A 16243-nucleotide genomic window follows, 5' to 3' on the forward strand; every position below is an offset into this window, starting at 1 on the left:
TCATTTAATGTTGGAGTGCCTCGTAAAGATGGCAAGCAACATAATGACCTGGTTTCACTTCTTGCATTTTAGGTACTACCTGTGAGCACTGATCCATTTTAAACGGACATCTCGTATGGAAAGTACAACCGCTTGGCGGGTTTGAGGCACTTGGAATATCTCCAGAAATGATGATCTGTTCCCGTTCAAACGTAGGATCTGGAACAGGAACCGAAGATAAAAGTGCTTGTGTATATGGATGAAGCGGTTCAGCATATAAATCCTCACTCGCTGTCAGCTCAACTAATTTACCTAAATACATAACGCCAACTCGATTACTAATATGACGCACAACCCCTAAATCATGGGAAATAAAAATATAAGTTAGCCTTAAATCCTTTTGCAGCTTTTGCAATAAATTCAAAACCTGTGCCTGGATGGATACATCAAGTGCAGATACTGGCTCGTCCGCAATAATTAAGCGTGGATTGGTCATCAGGGCTCTAGCAATGCCAATACGTTGCCTTTGCCCTCCACTAAATTGATGCGGATAGCGTTTGATATGATATTCATTCAATCCAACAATCTCAAGTAGCTCCAACACTTTTTGTTTTCGCTCTTTGGCATTACCTATCCCATGAACAATAAGAGGCTCCTCTAAAATTTTGCCGATGTTATGGCGAGGATTTAGTGAGGCATAGGGATCCTGAAAATCATTTGAATATCTCTACGTGCCTTCCTCATTTCGTTGTTGGATAATTCTGAAATCATTTTACCTGCGAATTCTATCTTACCTCCAGTGGGCTCTAGTAAACGCATTAATAAGCGACCCGTTGTGGATTTACCACAGCCTGATTCGCCAACAATTCCTAATGTTTCTCCTTCAAATACTTCAAAGGAAACATCATCTACAGCCTTTACATCCCCGGCATGTGAATTAAGGACTCCTTTTCGAATTGGAAAATATTTTTTTAACCCCTCAACCTTTAATAACGCTTTCGACACGTTGCTCCACCTCCTGCTTTTCTAGTAAAAAACATCTCGATTTATGATTCTCTGCTGCTTCAAATAAAGGTGGTGTTTCCTGTAAACAACGTTCCATTGCATATTGACAGCGTGCTGCAAAACGACAGCCTACCTGAATACTTCCTGGTTTCGGTACACTTCCAGGAATGGAGTATAAATTTTCCTTTTTATAACGCATGTCAGGTACTGATTGAATAAGTCCTTGTGTATAGGGATGTTTAGGATTAGTGAAAATTTCATGAATCGGCGCCTCTTCCACTATTTGTCCTGCATACATAACAATCACTCGCTCACAGGTTTCCGCGACAACCCCCAGATCATGTGTAATTAACAACACAGCTGTATTCAATCGTTTATTTAAGTCTTTCATAAGCTGTAAAATTTGGGCTTGTATTGTAACATCCAATGCAGTTGTAGGCTCATCCGCAATCAATACTTGAGGGTCACAGACAAGTGCCATAGCAATCATCACACGTTGACGCATACCGCCAGACAGCTGATGTGGGTAGTCCTTTAGCAAATCCTCAGCACGTGGTAGACCTACCAATTTCATAATTTCAACCGCTCTTGCAAACGCTTCCTTTTTTGACCATTTTGGATTATGGATTAATATAGCTTCCTTTAACTGGTCACCAATCGTGAACAAGGGGTTTAGCGAAGTCATCGGCTCTTGGAAAATCATTGCAATGTCTTTTCCACGTATTTTTTGCATTTGTTTGTCCGTACATTTAGCAATATTTTTGCCATCTAGCAAAATTTCTCCACCCGTTATCTTACCTGGTGGTGATGGAATTAATCCCATGATGGACAGCGACGTAACACTTTTACCACTTCCCGATTCTCCTACAATCCCTAAAATTTCCCCTTCATGGACAGAAAAATCGATATCGTCTACAGCAGGAATTTGCCCATTATCTGTGAAAAAGGTTGTTTTCAAACCTTTTATTTCTAGTAGTTTTTTCCTCATGTGTAACGCCCCACCCTACCTATATTTTACTTAAATGTATAATAATATTAATAGAATACTATAACTTTCGTTAAATTCCTTATTTTCAGATAATTCTAACTAAAAACCCTTACTCTTTCAATCATTAATATTCTGCAAATTACATAGAATTTCTACAATAATCGCCTTCCATAATAATAAAATCTTATAAAGAGATAATTTTTTACTTTTTTCAAAAAAAATAGCCTTCCATTTTCGAATAAATGAAAGACTTTTTTGAAAAAATTTCTTAAACCGTTTAATTATCGGAAAATTTTAATCTAAGTGCTGTACTTGGAATAAATTATAATATGTCCCTTGACTGTCCATTAACTGTTCATGTGTTCCACTTTCAATTAATTGACCATGATCGATGACGAATATCTTGTCAGCATGGGTAATTGTAGAAAGACGGTGCGCAATAATAATAGTTGTTCGTTCATGGGCAAGCTTGTCTAATGATTCTTGAATCAGTGCTTCACTTTCTAGATCTAATGCAGAAGTAGCCTCGTCCAGGATTAAAATTGGTGGATTTTTTAAAAACACACGCGCAATGGCAACTCGTTGTTTTTGTCCTCCAGAGAGCTTTACTCCTCTTTCCCCAACCTTTGTGTCATAACCATTAGGCAGACTCATAATAAAGTCATGGGCATTTGCCGCTTTGGCTGCTTCGATGACCTGTGCATCTGTTGCATCTGGTTTCCCCATTAATATATTCTCTTTGACAGAGTCACTAAAAAGTATATTGTCTTGCAGGACAATACCAATTTGAGATCGTAAAGAATGTAAAGTAACATCCCGTACATCTTTTCCATCAATGGTCACTTGCCCGCTTGTTGTATCATAAAAGCGAGGAATTAAACTGATAATCGTTGACTTACCACCACCACTCATCCCTACAAAGGCAACAGTCTCCCCAGGATTTATCGTTAAATCGATAGCATCTATAATAGGTGAGCCAGTTTCTTCATATTGGAAGGATACATTGTGAAAGCGAACCTGCCCATTTGCACGTGGGAGTTCACCAGCATAGTCCTTATCCTTCACTTCATAAGGTTCATCTATTAAATCGAACATTCGATCCATTGAAGCGATTGACTGTGTTAAAGTTGTGGACGAGCTAACAAGTCGACGAAGTGGGCCATATAAACGTTCAATATAAGCAATAAAAGCAACCATTGTTCCAACTGAAAGTGACCCATTTATTACTTGATAGCCCGCATAGGCTATAACTAGTAATGGCGCTACATCTGTAATGGTATTCACGACAGCAAATGATTTTGCGTTCCACTTTGTTTGATCAAGCGCTTTTTCTAAAAACTCACCGTTTGCTGAATCGAACAATTTTTGCTCATGCTTTTCTAAAGTAAAGCTTTTAATAATGCTCATACCAGCTACACGTTCATGTAAATAGCTTTGTACACCTGCAAGTGCTTGAGAACGTTTCCGTGTCAAATCTCTCAATTTGCCAAAAAAGTATTTTACACTGAAAGCATAAAATGGAAATGCGACCAACGCTACTAGTGTTAGCTTCACATCCATGGTTAGCATAATGGCAATCGCAATTACAATCGTCGCCAAATCTAACCAAACATTCATTAACCCCGTCATGACAAAGGTTTTTGTTTGTTCAACGTCATTAATTACCCTTGAAATAACATCCCCTGCCCGTGTATTGGCATAATACCTTAAGCTTAAACGCTGTAAATGTGCATAAATTTCCTTACGAATATCAAATAGTACCTTGTTGCTTACGTGTTGTGCAAAATATTGTCGATAATACTCAATAGGTGGACGGATAATAAAGAACACAATAATAGTTCCACCTAGCCAATAAAATAGTTCTTTTGTTTTTTCTACATCTGTTAAGTCATCTGCTGCAATAATATCGTCTAGCACAATCTTAATGAGCAGTGGAATAAATAGTGGAATAGCAAATTTTACTATACCAATGATAATCGTTAAAATAATTTCCCATGTATATGGTTTAACAAAGCGCATATATCGCTTAATGCTTCCCAATTTATCATCACATCCTTACAAAAAGAAACAGACATTCGAAGATGAATGCCCTAAGTATTATAGCAATATTTTGATTAAAATACAGTTATGATGACTTTATAGCGAACTATTTTACCTTTACCTTAACAATACTCTGTCCCCTCCAATAAAAAAACACCTATTAGTTAAACTAATAGGTGTCATGATTGATCATCTGACTGCATATCAAGCTGGAACTTGTAACGATTTGTCCAGACATCGATGAAATCGGGTGCAAATGGTCCTCTTTTTTGTTGAATCCAGCTTATTAATTTATCGACATTGCGCTTTAAAATCTTATCTATGACATCAGGATAAGACATTTCCTTACGATGGAGCTCATATTCATCCTCGTCTAAAAGGGTATAAGACATGTCAGGAAAAACTTTAATATCTAAATCATAGTCGATATATTTAATGGCATTATTATCGAAAACAAATGGTGAGCTTAGATTGCAATAATAATACACACCGTCTTCACGTAGCATACAGATGATGTTAAACCAGTGTTCCGCATGGAAGTAGCAAATAGAGGGCTCTCTCGTTAGCCATGTACGACCATCGGATTCTGTCACAAGTGTCCGTTCATTCGCACCGATTACGATATTTTTCGTTCCTTTTAAAACCATCGTTTCTTGCCAAACACGGTGGATACGGCCATTGTGCTTATAACTATGTATTTGTATCGTTTCTCCTTCTACCGGTAATGCCATTTTGTTAGCCCACCTTTTCGTCTATGCTACCTAAATCTAGCAGTCTCTAGTATATTATAGCAATGTGTACGCGAAAGGTGTAGTTAGAAAACCACAAATTTCACTACGCTATTTTGAATTTGTATAAAATTTAGTCAATTATAAGCGAATTTTATTATAATGTCAGCTTTGATGGGATTTTTTAGTTAATGCCATAGAGAATTTCCTTTTAAGCGGACGATTTACTTACCTAAACAATTTGAAAGGGGCTGTCTTTTTCATCTTTTCGGATTTAAGACAGCCCCTTAGAGGTAAATGCAATTATGCAGTTACAAAGTGTTACTCACCTAGATCTTGGTTAGTTTTTGAGAAACGGCCAGAAGCTGGAGCTTTCTTTTGCTCTGCTTTCGCATTTTGCTTTTGCACTTCATTTACGTCCGTTTCATAACCAAACTCTTCACTTTGACGTTGCATGTTTTTATTCGGTTGGAAATTTTGGTTGTTTTGTTTTTTCATCATTCATTCACCTCCACGCTAGTTATTGTGTACGGAGGTGATGACTTTTATGCTCATGAATCAATGATTTTAAGAAGGATTTATTTTCCTGCTGTTTGCTTTTTTACTTCATCCCAAATTTTTAGCATAGGCACAGGCATCGGTAAGAGTTCTATTTGCTCACGATTTAGCCAATCACCTAGCTCAGTCGATTCGCATTTTATATAATAGCTATTTAAATGCCAAGTTAAATGTGAAAAAACATGTTTAAATGTAAGTAATTCATGTTTGGCTTGGACAATTACTTTATATTCCATTGTAAAGTTTTCTACCGAAGATTGGCTTGTATCAATCATTGGAAATTGCCATAGATTAGCTAGCAGGCCTTGCTCAGGACGTTGTTGCATTAAAAATTGTCCTTTGTCATTTTCATATACGAGAACATCATATGTGAGATGCTTCATTTTTATCTTTTTTGATTTGACAGGTAATTTTTCTGGTTCTCCCTCATTAAAAGCTGTGCAATACTCTCTGACTGGGCATAATAAACATTTTGGAGAGGTAGGTGTACAAATAAGTGCACCCAGCTCCATTAAGCCCTGGTTAAACGATGAAGCATGATCAGGATCAATTAGTTCCTCAACCGCACTTTCGAAAATTTTCTTCGTTTTGGGAATAGCTATATCTTCATGTATATCAAGCACTCTACTTAGAACCCGCATAACATTACCGTCAACTGCATGTTCAGGCTTATTATAGGCAATACTTAAAATAGCACCTGCAGTATAGGGACCAACACCTTTTAATTTAGATATTTCATGGCGATTGTCAGGTACTATACCACCGTAATTTTCTATAACCTCACGAGCACCTGCTTGTAAATTGCGAGCACGAGAATAATAGCCAAGACCTTCCCAATGCTTTAATAAGTATTCTTGGGGTGCTTCCGCAAGCAAATCTAATGTTGGAAAACTTTCCATAAAGCGATTGTAATAAGGAATAACTGTGTCGACACGTGTCTGTTGTAGCATCACTTCAGATACCCAAATTTTATAAGGATCTGTTGTGTGTCTCCACGGTAAATCACGCTTCTCTGTGTTAAACCAGTCAACTAATGATTGTCGAAATTCTGTTACATATGGGTAATTCACAGTGACCTCCGTTGTTTTTACGATTTAATTTATGATGAAAAGGGTATACAATGAAGAAAAGAATATTCGTGGAAGATCGACAATAATCGTCGCTTACGCACGAGTGTCAGAATATTTCAATATACCTTTTATTATGTTCGAAATAAAGTTGTATGCACATTGTACTCGATTTTAATGCATACTAGGAGTGGATATTTTTGGATTCAGGTACACATTTCGTTATGGGTATTGCCCTTGGCGGTCTTGCATTAGCTGACCCTGTAGTAGCCAATCATTCAATGACTTTTACAGCAGTAATGGCAGGTACAATTATTGGCTCACAAGCTCCAGATGTCGACACTGTGTTAAAACTACGTAATAACGCCATCTATATCAGACATCATCGAGGAATTACACACTCACTACCAGCTGTAGTTTTATGGCCAATTTTAATTACAATTGTTTTATCACTGATTTTGCAAGATGTGAATGTGTTACATTTATGGCTTTGGACATTTTTAGCTGTTGCACTTCATGTTTTTGTCGATATTTTTAACGCGTATGGTACACAAGCAATTCGACCTTTCTCTCGAAAATGGGTTGCGTTAGGTGTCATTAATACCTTCGATCCCATCATTTTTACCTTACATTGTGTAGGTATTGTGTTATGGGCATTTGGCACAAATCCAGTATGGACATTCAGTATCATGTACGTGGTTATCGTGATTTACTATATTTTGCGTTTTGCTGTGCAAAAAGCAGTAAAAAACGCGGTGCATCATACTATTCAAGATGAAGAATATGTCATTGTAGCACCTACTATGCGCTTCTTCCACTGGCGAATCGCAGCAAAGTCCAAAACTCATTATTATGTTGGCCGTGCTTATGGAAGGACTGTTAATATTTACGATAAATTCGAAATTAAGCCTTTGCCTAAAACTGCGCTTGTAGATGCTGCAATGAAAGATCCTAACTTAGCTGCATTTGTGTCTTTCTCTCCTATGTATCGATGGGAGATTTCCGAGCTTGAAAACGGCCTAATAGAAGTAAGGTTAATCGACTTGCGTTACCGTAGTGACAATCGCTATCCTTTCGTTGCCGTAGCACATTTAAATGATGCGAATGACATTATTACGTCTTACACAGGCTGGATCTTTACAGAAGATAAGCTCCAGAAAAAACTACAAATTGGTGCGAGTAATTAAGCAGTAAACCCTGACCAATATTGGTCAGGGTTTTTATTATTGTACCATATCATCACTAGCATCTAGTAAATGTATATACTTCGGATTGCGCCCTGCAAAAGCATGTAGTTTATCACCATAGCTAGCAATTAATTGACGAACAAGATTTTCTGTATACTCTGCCCCACGATAATCATACCCTGCTTTCGCGGCAGTTGATTCAAAGTCACTCCATAACAACTCCACCCAAACCTGTGCCCGTCCAACAGACATTTGAGGATTCTTTGCAAGTAACTCTTGTGTTAGTTTCTCAATTTTTTCATCCATTTATTTGCCCACCTTTACTGGTGAAAGGATAGATACTGGTAGTGCCTCTTGGTACTTGTCTCCACCTAAACGATGACCCCAAGCAAAGCGACCCTTCAAATAATCTACTTGGAAAAACTCATTATCTGAACCATCAATACGATACATTTCTCCTGGAACGATTGTATCAAGATCCACTAAATAAGCCGCAGCCATTAAAGCTTTGCGTTCATAAACAGCAAACTCATTGATGATCCCTAGCTGTTCTGCCTTTCGAGCTTTCTCTTTTAGAAAAGCAATTTCCTCTCGCAATTCATGTTCAGACATACCTGCATAATTTTTTTCACTCATTCTTCATTCTCCTTCTCTTCTATAAAACGATCTATTACTTCTATAGGAAAACCCTTTTGATAGAGCGCCTGTTTAACCTTCATTTTTAGCTCATAACCAGTATACTTCGATACGTACTTTTTCCAAACTTTTTCGCCTTGAGCATCAAGTAGCTGCTGCCAGTTGTCATCATCCTGCCCTATCTCAACTTGGCTAAGCACCTCTTCAACAATCGAGAAAGCATACCCTTTTCTTAATAAGTAATCCTGAATTTTGGTCTTAATCTGTGTTGGGGTCTTCTTGCTTTCCGCTCGAACAATTTTCTCTGCCAGTTGCTTCGCCAGTTTTACTTGTTCCTCAAAACTATATGTAGCAAGCACCTCATCCTGCAAGTTTTTCTCAATGCCTTTTTTGATCATGTCTTGTCTAATGGCTCTTGGTCCTTTTTTCATAGTAGCTTTCTTTGTATCAAGCAGAGCCTTTGAAAAGTTTTCATCATTAATAAAGCCATAGGATTTTAACTTTTGGATTGCCTCTAACACTACAGCTTCTCCAAATTCTAAGTTGAGCAGTTTTTTCTTAACCTCATGCTCACTTCGCATTTGATATGAAAGGAAGTTTAACCCCTTATTAAATGCCTTACGTATCTCATCTTCATAGGCAATCTCTTGAATTTCGAATTCATCGAGCACTTTTCCCTTTGTTAAACCAAATTGAATGAGAATGGCTTCATCAACCGGAAAAGCATACTCTTCATTTAAATAGATATTATAGCGTTCAGGATTGTTTTTTTGACGTGCAATTTTCGTAATCATACGCATAGCAAACACCTCACTATTATCATTATAGCATTTCTTTATGGGGGATCTGACTGTTAGCACGGTTAATTTCCCTATGTTCGCGGGCATTCTTTTCCCTTCCACGGGTAAACTTCCTTCTCTGCAATTAATGCCTAAAGATGTTTACTTTTTGGTTACATGATAAACTTAAAAGTAAGCGTTTTATTCGAGAAAAGAGGTGCTTGTTATGAAAATAGTGATTGCAGGTGGCACTGGCTTTGTTGGAAATGCTCTTATACAGCTATTGCAGCACAACGGACACGACATTTTTGTCTTAACGCGTCATGAGTCAAAGCTAGAAAATGGCGTTCACTATGTTCAATGGCTACATCAGCAGGAGCAAGCTTTGGAAATCTTTGAAGGTGTAGATGCCTTTGTGAATTTAGCAGGTGTTTCATTAAATAATGGTCGTTGGACAAAAAAGCAAAAGAAAGCTATCTATTGGAGCAGAATGAATGCCACATTAGAGATTATACGTATAATGGACATGCTCACGATAAAACCAAAAGTCCTTGTCAATGCTAGTGCGGTTGGTATATACCCAACTTCCACACAAGCCATCTATGATGAAGATTTTACGGATTACGCAACTGATTTTTTAGGCACTACAGTCCACGATTGGGAGCGACATGCGAAACGAGCAGAAGCATTAGGTATTCGTGTGGCTCTTGCACGCTTTGGTGTCATTTTAGGTAGAAATAGTGGCGCACTTCCACCAATGCTATTGCCCTATCAAATGCATATAGGTGGAACGATTGGCTCTGGAGAGCAATGGCTTTCATGGGTACATATTGAAGATGTAGCACGTGCTATTTATTTCGCTATTACAAATGAAAATATTCATGGACCATTTAATATAACAGCCCCGCATCCTATGAGAATGAAGGAATTTGGTCAAACGATTGCCGAAGTCATGGGCAGACGTCATTGGCTGCCTGTTCCTAGCTTTGCGATGCGTTTAGCTCTCGGCGAACAAAGCACACTTGTTTTAGAAGGACAACAAGTGCTACCAACCCTATTAGAACAACAACATTTTATATTTAAATACCCTTATTTAAAGCAAGCACTTGAAAATTTGTTAAAGGCTCAAAATTAGAAAAAATTAAGTTGGATAATTTTTTAGTAATTACGCATTCTAATGAAAAAGAAAGGATGCGTTTTTATGTGGAAACAACATATTGTTGGTGCGGTAATTGCTACTTTTATTATTGCCGCAGGAATTAGCTTTAATCCATTTTTTGCTGCTGGTTCTGATGAACACCATTGGGGCTTTAAACGTGCTAAAAACGGTGAGCAGGCAGAGGCAGGAGCACAGCTCGATCAGTTACTTGACAAATATGGTGCGATTTATAAAGGGAAGGCAGATAAAAAAATTGCCTATTTAACATTTGATAATGGCTATGAAAACGGCTTTACTGAAAGTATTTTGGATACATTGAAAAAAGAAAATGTACCTGCTACTTTCTTTTTAACAGGCCATTACTTAGACAGTGCAAGCGACTTAGTGAAACGCATGGTGAAGGATGGTCATACTATCGGGAATCACTCATATGGTCACCCAAATATGGCTCGACTTTCACCAGATGGCATGCGTGCAGAATGGCAAAAGTTCGATGGCAAGTTACGTGAATTGACAGGCATCGATCGTACAACATATGCTCGTCCACCTGAAGGAATTTTTAATGCAAAAGTGCTAGAGGTGGGTAATGCAGAAGGTTATCGCCATATTTTCTGGTCTGTGGCCTTTAAGGATTGGATGAAGGATGAGCGTCGTGGGGCAGATTATGCTTATAATGCACTTATGGAACAACTGCATCCTGGTGCCGTTATTTTAATGCATACCGTAGCACAGGATAATGCGGAAGCATTACCAATGTTTATTGCAGAAGCTAAAAAGCAAGGTTATACGTTCTTATCGCTTGACGATTTAGTATTAGAATATGAAGATTTCCCTGTTGCTTTGCAATCGCCTGCTCCTTCGCTATAATGGGGAGATGACAATATAGAGCAGGGACGTGGAACGTTTGACGCAGCAAACAACAATGACCGTGGGACAAAAATTCCCACTAACAATAAAAAGGCTAGGCATTAATGGTGAAGGTGTAGGTTTTTATAAACGTAATGTGATATTTGTAAAAGGAGCCATTCCTGGTGAAGAGATCACAGCTCAAGTAACAAAAACACAACGTAATTTTGCTGAAGCAGAGATATTAGCCATTCGTAAAGCTTCAAAACATCGTCAGGAAGCACCTTGCCCAGTGTACAATGAGTGCGGGGGCTGCCAGCTTCAGCATATGACCTATGAAAAACAGCTAATAGAAAAGCGAGACATTGTTATACAAGCATTAGAGCGTTATGCCAAACCTTTACTCGAAACAATTGAAGTGAGAAAAACACTTGGCATGGATGATCCTTGGCATTATCGTAATAAAAGCCAATTCCAAGTACGTAAAGAAGGCAAGCGTGTTTACGCAGGTTTATTTGCTGAAGGAAGTAATAAGCTGTTAAACATTAATGATTGCCTTGTTCAGCACCCAATTACTTCCAAAATCACCGTTGCCACTCGAAAAATTTTGCAAAAGCTAAATATCACTATTTACGATGGTCGTACGCTAGATGGTTTAGTGCGTACGATTGTTGTACGTACAGGTATTCGTACCGGGGAGACACAAGTCGTTCTTGTCACAACAAGGAAAGAAATCCCTCATTTAGCTGAATTGATTACACGTATTAAAAAAATTGATCCGAGTATTGTATCCATTGCACAAAATATTAACCGTGAAAAAACATCATTAATCTTCGGTGATGAAACTGTTGTACTTGATGGCAAAGAAACCATTCATGAAGAGCTTGGCGAATTGGCCTTTGATTTATCTGCCCGCGCCTTCTTCCAACTAAATCCAAAGCAAACAGTTCATCTTTATGATGAAATTAAAAGGCTGCTGCTTTAACGGGAAAAGAAACAGTGGTTGATGCATACTGTGGCGTTGGCACAATTGGATTATGGTTAGCGGATAAAGCGAAGGAAGTTCGTGGAATGGATGTCATTCCTGAAAGCATTCAGGATGCTCGTAAAAATGCTCGAAATCATGGCTTCAAGCATACGAAATATGCAGTCGGTACAGCGGAAAGTGTTCTAGCGAAATGGCGTAAGGAAGGATTTACTCCTGATGTGATTACGGTAGATCCACCACGTACAGGACTAGCACCTGAATTTATTCGAACAGTCCTTAAACTAAAACCTAAACGTTTTGTTTATACCTCCTGTAACCCATCCACTTTGGCAAAGGACTTACAACAATTATCTAAGCTTTATCATGTTGAGTATATTCAGCCTGTCGATATGTTCGCACAAACGGCGCAGGTGGAATGCGTTGCAAAACTTGTTTTAAAAAACAAATAGTATGAAAAGGACGTTTCCCTAGGAGACGTCCTTTTTCTAATGCACAGCACAAGCTGCCTGGTGGATGATGGATGGTCCAGAAAAGTCGATACCTTAACCAATAACCCAGGATTTAAATGATTATTAAATGTTAAATTTTCAGCTTTTATTCAAAGAACTTTCAAACGTAAGATTTGTACTTTCACCTTTTACCTTTGAACTTTCAAATCAGTTTAGTTGAAAATTACCATTGGAGTAAGGCATGTTTTACGTTTTAACTCGCACACATGCCTTGAAGCGCGAGCGACTTTTCGTTTTCCATTTTCGCTAGGACATGCAAATCTTTTTAAACTTGTACTTCAATAAAGGTTGTGGCATTCGACTCTGATAAGACAGCGTCCACCTCTGATTCAAATTCTTCAATCCGATTGCTCAATTTCTCAATTTGTTGTTTAACATTTAGGGGATCAATGATTTCAAACTCATTTCTTTTCATAAATGTTTCGGTATGTAATTTGACTTCCTCTGGTGATTGTTTATCTTTATTGCCCAATATGTTAATTAAATAGGTTTCCAGCTTTGCAGGTAATGCATCATTTTCTTTGGCAATCGTATTGATAGCTGAACGATGCTGATGCTGTATAACTTCTAGCAAATTCTTTTCGTATTGAATGGATTGTTTCCGTTCAATTGCCTCCGCTACAGTCATTTCCTCTTTGCCCACCAACACCTTTGTGTTTGCATTGGACTGCACAACTAGTGCTTTTATTTTATTTCGATAGGAAATTAAACCTAGCACTTTATCATAGGATGCTTGCATTTGTTTTTCATATTCAGGAATGTCTACACCATTAATTTTACGATTGCTTTTTCGATTAGCTACGACTGCACTAACCTCATTTGTTGCTGCTTCAATTCGCAGAGTCAGCATTTTTAATTCTGTTAAAGCACGGTGGATAGATAGTTTTTTCATTTCTGTCATGATAAAAACCTCCTTTTTAAGCAAGTGTTCTTTTATTATAAATAGAAAGATGGATAATGTCCAAAAATACCCATTTTCTTTTTTATTGCTTTCATTAGAACATGTCTGTATAATAATTTTCTAGGTGCCAAACCTATGTAACTTGGACGGAACATCCTTGTTACGCAAAAAACGCCATAACAGCACGGATTTGCTGGGCGTTTTTTGTTTTTTGAGCGGGAGATGAGCCCCGCTCTTTTTATTTTGCCATCCTTGGTTGTTGATGCTTGCGGCGTCCAAATATAAATAAAACGATTGCAACGGCTAGCAAAAGCATAGCCACAAGTAAAAGGAAGCTATAATTTTTTACATATTCTAAATAAACTCCACCTAAAAATGGACCTGTTAAGCTACCAATACTTAAAGCAATTCCGCAAAGTAAATTCCCCGTAGGCAGTAGCTCCTTTGGTGTCAAATCAGCCATAAATGTAATCCCTAAAGAAAACATCGAGCCAACCAGCGTACCCGTTAAGAAAAATGCGACAGCCACAGCGAATTGTGAATGCTCTAAAAAGCTTGCAATCGCAAAAATAATTGCGCCACCAAATGACCCAATCATCAAAATATTCCTTCTCCCTACTTTATCTCCTAGTGCACCAAGCGGTACTTGCGTTAAAATACCACCAAATGTAAACACAGATAAAATGATAGGAATCATGCCGACTTCAAAGCCCTTGCGTAGTGCATAGACAGGGAACAAGGCATTTAGTGAAGACTCCAGAAAACCATAAACAAATGGACCTAAAAAAGCAATCCACCCAAATACAATAGCCATTTTATACCGTTGCCATCCTCTGGCATTTAAATCACCTGTTAAACGCTCAGGCTTTTCATTTTGTAAGAGAAATACAAAGGACCATGCAAAGAGGCACATTATTGAAGATACGATAAACGGTAGCGCTTCAGCAATTTCAATGAGCTTCACCATAAGTGGCCCAACAGCAAAACCTATGCTAAATGATAAGCCATAAATGGCCATCCCCTTCCCTAAGCTTTTATGATCTGCAGTACTAGTAATCCATGTTTGTGTGGCATAATGCAGGGCATGATCGCCTACGCCAATTAATAAACGAAGGACAAACCAAAAGGTCACACTTTTCCATAGAGGAAATGCAAGTAAAGACGCAAAAACTAGTGCTCCACCAATTAAAATAATCGGTTTATAGCCCCACCTGCGTAAGGGCTGCTCGATAAATGGTGAAATCAGTAATGTTCCTATGTATAAGCCTGTTGCATTCAAGCCATTCAATGCAGAGGATACCCCATCACGTTCAAATATTATCGAAATAAGCGGTAATAGCATCCCTTGTGAAAAGCCTGATATGGATACAATTACTACTAAAATGGTAAATCTTTTTTTGCTGTAATCTGAGAAGTACGTCATTTTTCCCTCCACTATCTAGTCATTCTTCCAAAGAACAGCATACCAAAAAGCCTTAGCGCTCACCACATGTGATTTTACGCTAAGGCTTAACTAATACTTATCCTCATTTAATTGTATAAACACGATTTTCGGCTTTTGAATATTACCGATTACTTGTTTAAACTCCCTCCTTTTCGAGTTAGCGTTGCAGATGACTTTTTCCAATCAGCTCCTTTACTTTATCTTAAAACAACTTTAACATACATCCTCAATATTGTAAATATTCTGTTTATTGTTTTTTAAAATTAATCTCTTAGTCCTAGGTGTTTCCCTAAACATTGAAATTTAAGCTCAAATCGGCTACGATGAAAGGGATGAAATGAGGTGTACGAATGTCAAAGCCAATCACTGATAAAGAGCAACAAGTAACCTATTTAAAAGAGCGTCTGGAGATGTTTTTAGAAGTATTAGATGCCCTTGATCCTGAAACAGCTGAGTTAGAAGATATTGATCGCTTAATCCAAATGATGGATGATTTAGAGGACAAAATGGAGCAATTTCATGCTCGTGAACAATAATGAATAAAAAACAAGCGAGCATCGTGTGCTCGCTTGTTTTTTAATGGCAATCCCAATTATAAAGTACCTTGCTAAAATCTTTATTCATTAACTCTTCCTCTGTGATAAAGAAATTGCCAACGCCACAATCGCCCCAAAGAATATTGTCGCCGACACTATCAATCTGTAACAGCAAAATGATTGAATCTTTATAATCACCATATGCTCGAGGATCCTCTTGCGTAAAGAATGGATACCCTCCAATTTTATGACCATCACCAGTCATAGCATCATAGAAGCTGTCTTCTAATGCTTCGTCATCCTCCAAAGCTGTTAAGATGCTAGCATACTTTTCATTGCTTCTAAAATCATCAATCGACATCGGCTCAACGCCTGTAATAAAGGATAATGCCATTTCACGCTCGACAGGAAAATATAATTCCTCATCATCTATTTCTATAAAAGAAAAGTCTTGAATAAGCTGTGCTTCATCTTGCATAACTTGTTCATGAAATATTACACGAAAGCCTTCTTGATTTTGTCCATTATCAAAATCCATTCCTAAAACATCGTCATAACCATCAATATAAAACTGCAATATTCCCTCTTCTGGGAAATTGGGTAAATGCATAGGAACCTCTGCAAAGTTAATTTGAGCTAATAGCTTTAACGGTTGTCCCTTCATGTTTTTTGGATAGTCCATTCCCAATGGGAAATAAGGATCTCCTGCAAACTTACTTTGAAATAAAGTTGTTTTACTTATTTCCGTATTAACCAATACAACAGGCTTCATTGTCCCTTCTATTAATGGTCTATATTGCTCGAATGCTTCGGGTAATTCAAGTAAAGTTTTAGCAGTCATTCAAGTTCCTCCTAATATTGGATTTATTCTATTTTAGAACAAACGTTCTATA

Annotated in this window: 15 protein-coding genes and 2 pseudogenes; 5 read left to right on the top strand and 12 right to left on the bottom strand. The window is 37.9% G+C overall.

Translation table 11 applies throughout. The features are described 5' to 3' along the window. Positions 1-4: 4 nt before the first annotated feature. From LBYS11_RS24030 to mutY, 6 genes and pseudogenes are all read right to left on the bottom strand, one after another. A pseudogene (locus LBYS11_RS24030) lies at positions 5-984 on the bottom strand (ABC transporter ATP-binding protein). Further along, a complete protein-coding gene (locus tag LBYS11_RS19610) occupies positions 959-1972 on the bottom strand; it encodes an ABC transporter ATP-binding protein (protein ID WP_103118833.1) in 1014 nt (337 codons plus the stop codon). The pseudogene LBYS11_RS24030 and the gene LBYS11_RS19610 overlap by 26 nt, the downstream one beginning before the upstream one ends. A 294-nt stretch (positions 1973-2266) precedes the next feature. Further along, on the bottom strand, positions 2267-3991 hold the full coding sequence (locus LBYS11_RS19615; protein ID WP_199768338.1) for an ABC transporter ATP-binding protein: 1725 nt from the start codon (positions 3989-3991) through the stop codon (positions 2267-2269). 200 nt (positions 3992-4191) lie between these two features. Then, complete coding sequence (locus LBYS11_RS19620) at positions 4192-4743, bottom strand: nucleoside tri-diphosphate phosphatase (protein WP_004230486.1); 552 nt, start codon at positions 4741-4743, stop codon at positions 4192-4194. 318 nt (positions 4744-5061) lie between these two features. After that, complete coding sequence (locus tag LBYS11_RS19625) at positions 5062-5241, bottom strand: gamma-type small acid-soluble spore protein (protein WP_004230485.1); 180 nt, start codon at positions 5239-5241, stop codon at positions 5062-5064. A 77-nt stretch (positions 5242-5318) separates the two neighbouring features. Further along, complete coding sequence (mutY, locus tag LBYS11_RS19630) at positions 5319-6368, bottom strand: A/G-specific adenine glycosylase (RefSeq protein WP_048394777.1); 1050 nt, start codon at positions 6366-6368, stop codon at positions 5319-5321. Between the two features lie 197 nt (positions 6369-6565). Between mutY and LBYS11_RS19635 the strand changes: the two genes are divergently transcribed. After that, positions 6566-7552 carry a metal-dependent hydrolase gene (locus LBYS11_RS19635; protein WP_066037902.1) on the top strand — a complete coding sequence of 329 codons (987 nt, stop codon included), beginning with the start codon at positions 6566-6568 and terminating at the stop codon, positions 7550-7552. 36 nt (positions 7553-7588) lie between these two features. Here LBYS11_RS19635 and LBYS11_RS19640 read toward each other — a convergent pair whose 3' ends face one another. The 3 genes from LBYS11_RS19640 to recX are packed head-to-tail and all read right to left on the bottom strand — an operon-like array spanning position 7589 to position 8988. Beyond that, complete coding sequence (locus LBYS11_RS19640) at positions 7589-7858, bottom strand: YfhJ family protein (RefSeq protein WP_048394780.1); 270 nt, start codon at positions 7856-7858, stop codon at positions 7589-7591. Further along, positions 7859-8188 (bottom strand): YfhH family protein, encoded by a 330-nt coding sequence (locus tag LBYS11_RS19645; RefSeq protein ID WP_103118835.1) that lies wholly within the window; start codon positions 8186-8188, stop codon positions 7859-7861. Next, positions 8185-8988: a recombination regulator RecX gene (recX, locus tag LBYS11_RS19650; protein ID WP_066038231.1), complete on the bottom strand. Its 804-nt coding sequence runs from the start codon at positions 8986-8988 to the stop codon at positions 8185-8187. The genes LBYS11_RS19645 and recX overlap by 4 nt, the downstream gene beginning before the upstream one ends. A gap of 205 nt (positions 8989-9193) precedes the next feature. On the opposite strand from recX, the gene LBYS11_RS19655 reads away from it, so the two are divergent. From LBYS11_RS19655 to rlmD, 3 genes and pseudogenes are all read left to right on the top strand, one after another. Beyond that, positions 9194-10102 (top strand): TIGR01777 family oxidoreductase, encoded by a 909-nt coding sequence (locus LBYS11_RS19655; protein ID WP_103118836.1) that lies wholly within the window; start codon positions 9194-9196, stop codon positions 10100-10102. Between the two features lie 66 nt (positions 10103-10168). Next, on the top strand, positions 10169-10993 hold the full coding sequence (locus LBYS11_RS19660) for a polysaccharide deacetylase family protein (RefSeq protein ID WP_009371550.1): 825 nt from the start codon (positions 10169-10171) through the stop codon (positions 10991-10993). Between the two features lie 37 nt (positions 10994-11030). Further along, a pseudogene (gene rlmD, locus LBYS11_RS19665) lies at positions 11031-12409 on the top strand (23S rRNA (uracil(1939)-C(5))-methyltransferase RlmD). A 325-nt stretch (positions 12410-12734) separates the two neighbouring features. On the opposite strand, the gene LBYS11_RS19670 reads toward rlmD, so the two are convergent. Both LBYS11_RS19670 and LBYS11_RS19675 read right to left on the bottom strand, forming a co-directional pair. After that, positions 12735-13370: a hypothetical protein gene (locus LBYS11_RS19670; protein WP_048394785.1), complete on the bottom strand. Its 636-nt coding sequence runs from the start codon at positions 13368-13370 to the stop codon at positions 12735-12737. 238 nt (positions 13371-13608) lie between these two features. Next, positions 13609-14793: an MFS transporter gene (locus LBYS11_RS19675; RefSeq protein ID WP_048394787.1), complete on the bottom strand. Its 1185-nt coding sequence runs from the start codon at positions 14791-14793 to the stop codon at positions 13609-13611. A gap of 371 nt (positions 14794-15164) precedes the next feature. Here LBYS11_RS19675 and LBYS11_RS19680 point away from each other — a divergent pair, with 371 nt between their 5' ends. Continuing rightward, entirely contained in the window at positions 15165-15350 is a 186-nt protein-coding gene (locus LBYS11_RS19680) for an SE1561 family protein (protein ID WP_016995373.1), read from the top strand. A 40-nt stretch (positions 15351-15390) separates the two neighbouring features. Here LBYS11_RS19680 and LBYS11_RS19685 read toward each other — a convergent pair whose 3' ends face one another. After that, positions 15391-16191 carry a YwqG family protein gene (locus LBYS11_RS19685; protein ID WP_054549016.1) on the bottom strand — a complete coding sequence of 267 codons (801 nt, stop codon included), beginning with the start codon at positions 16189-16191 and terminating at the stop codon, positions 15391-15393. Between the last annotated feature and the right edge of the window lie 52 nt (positions 16192-16243).

This window comes from Lysinibacillus sp. YS11 (assembly GCF_002896375.1).
GTDB classification, from domain to species: Bacteria; Bacillota; Bacilli; order Bacillales_A; family Planococcaceae; genus Lysinibacillus; species Lysinibacillus capsici.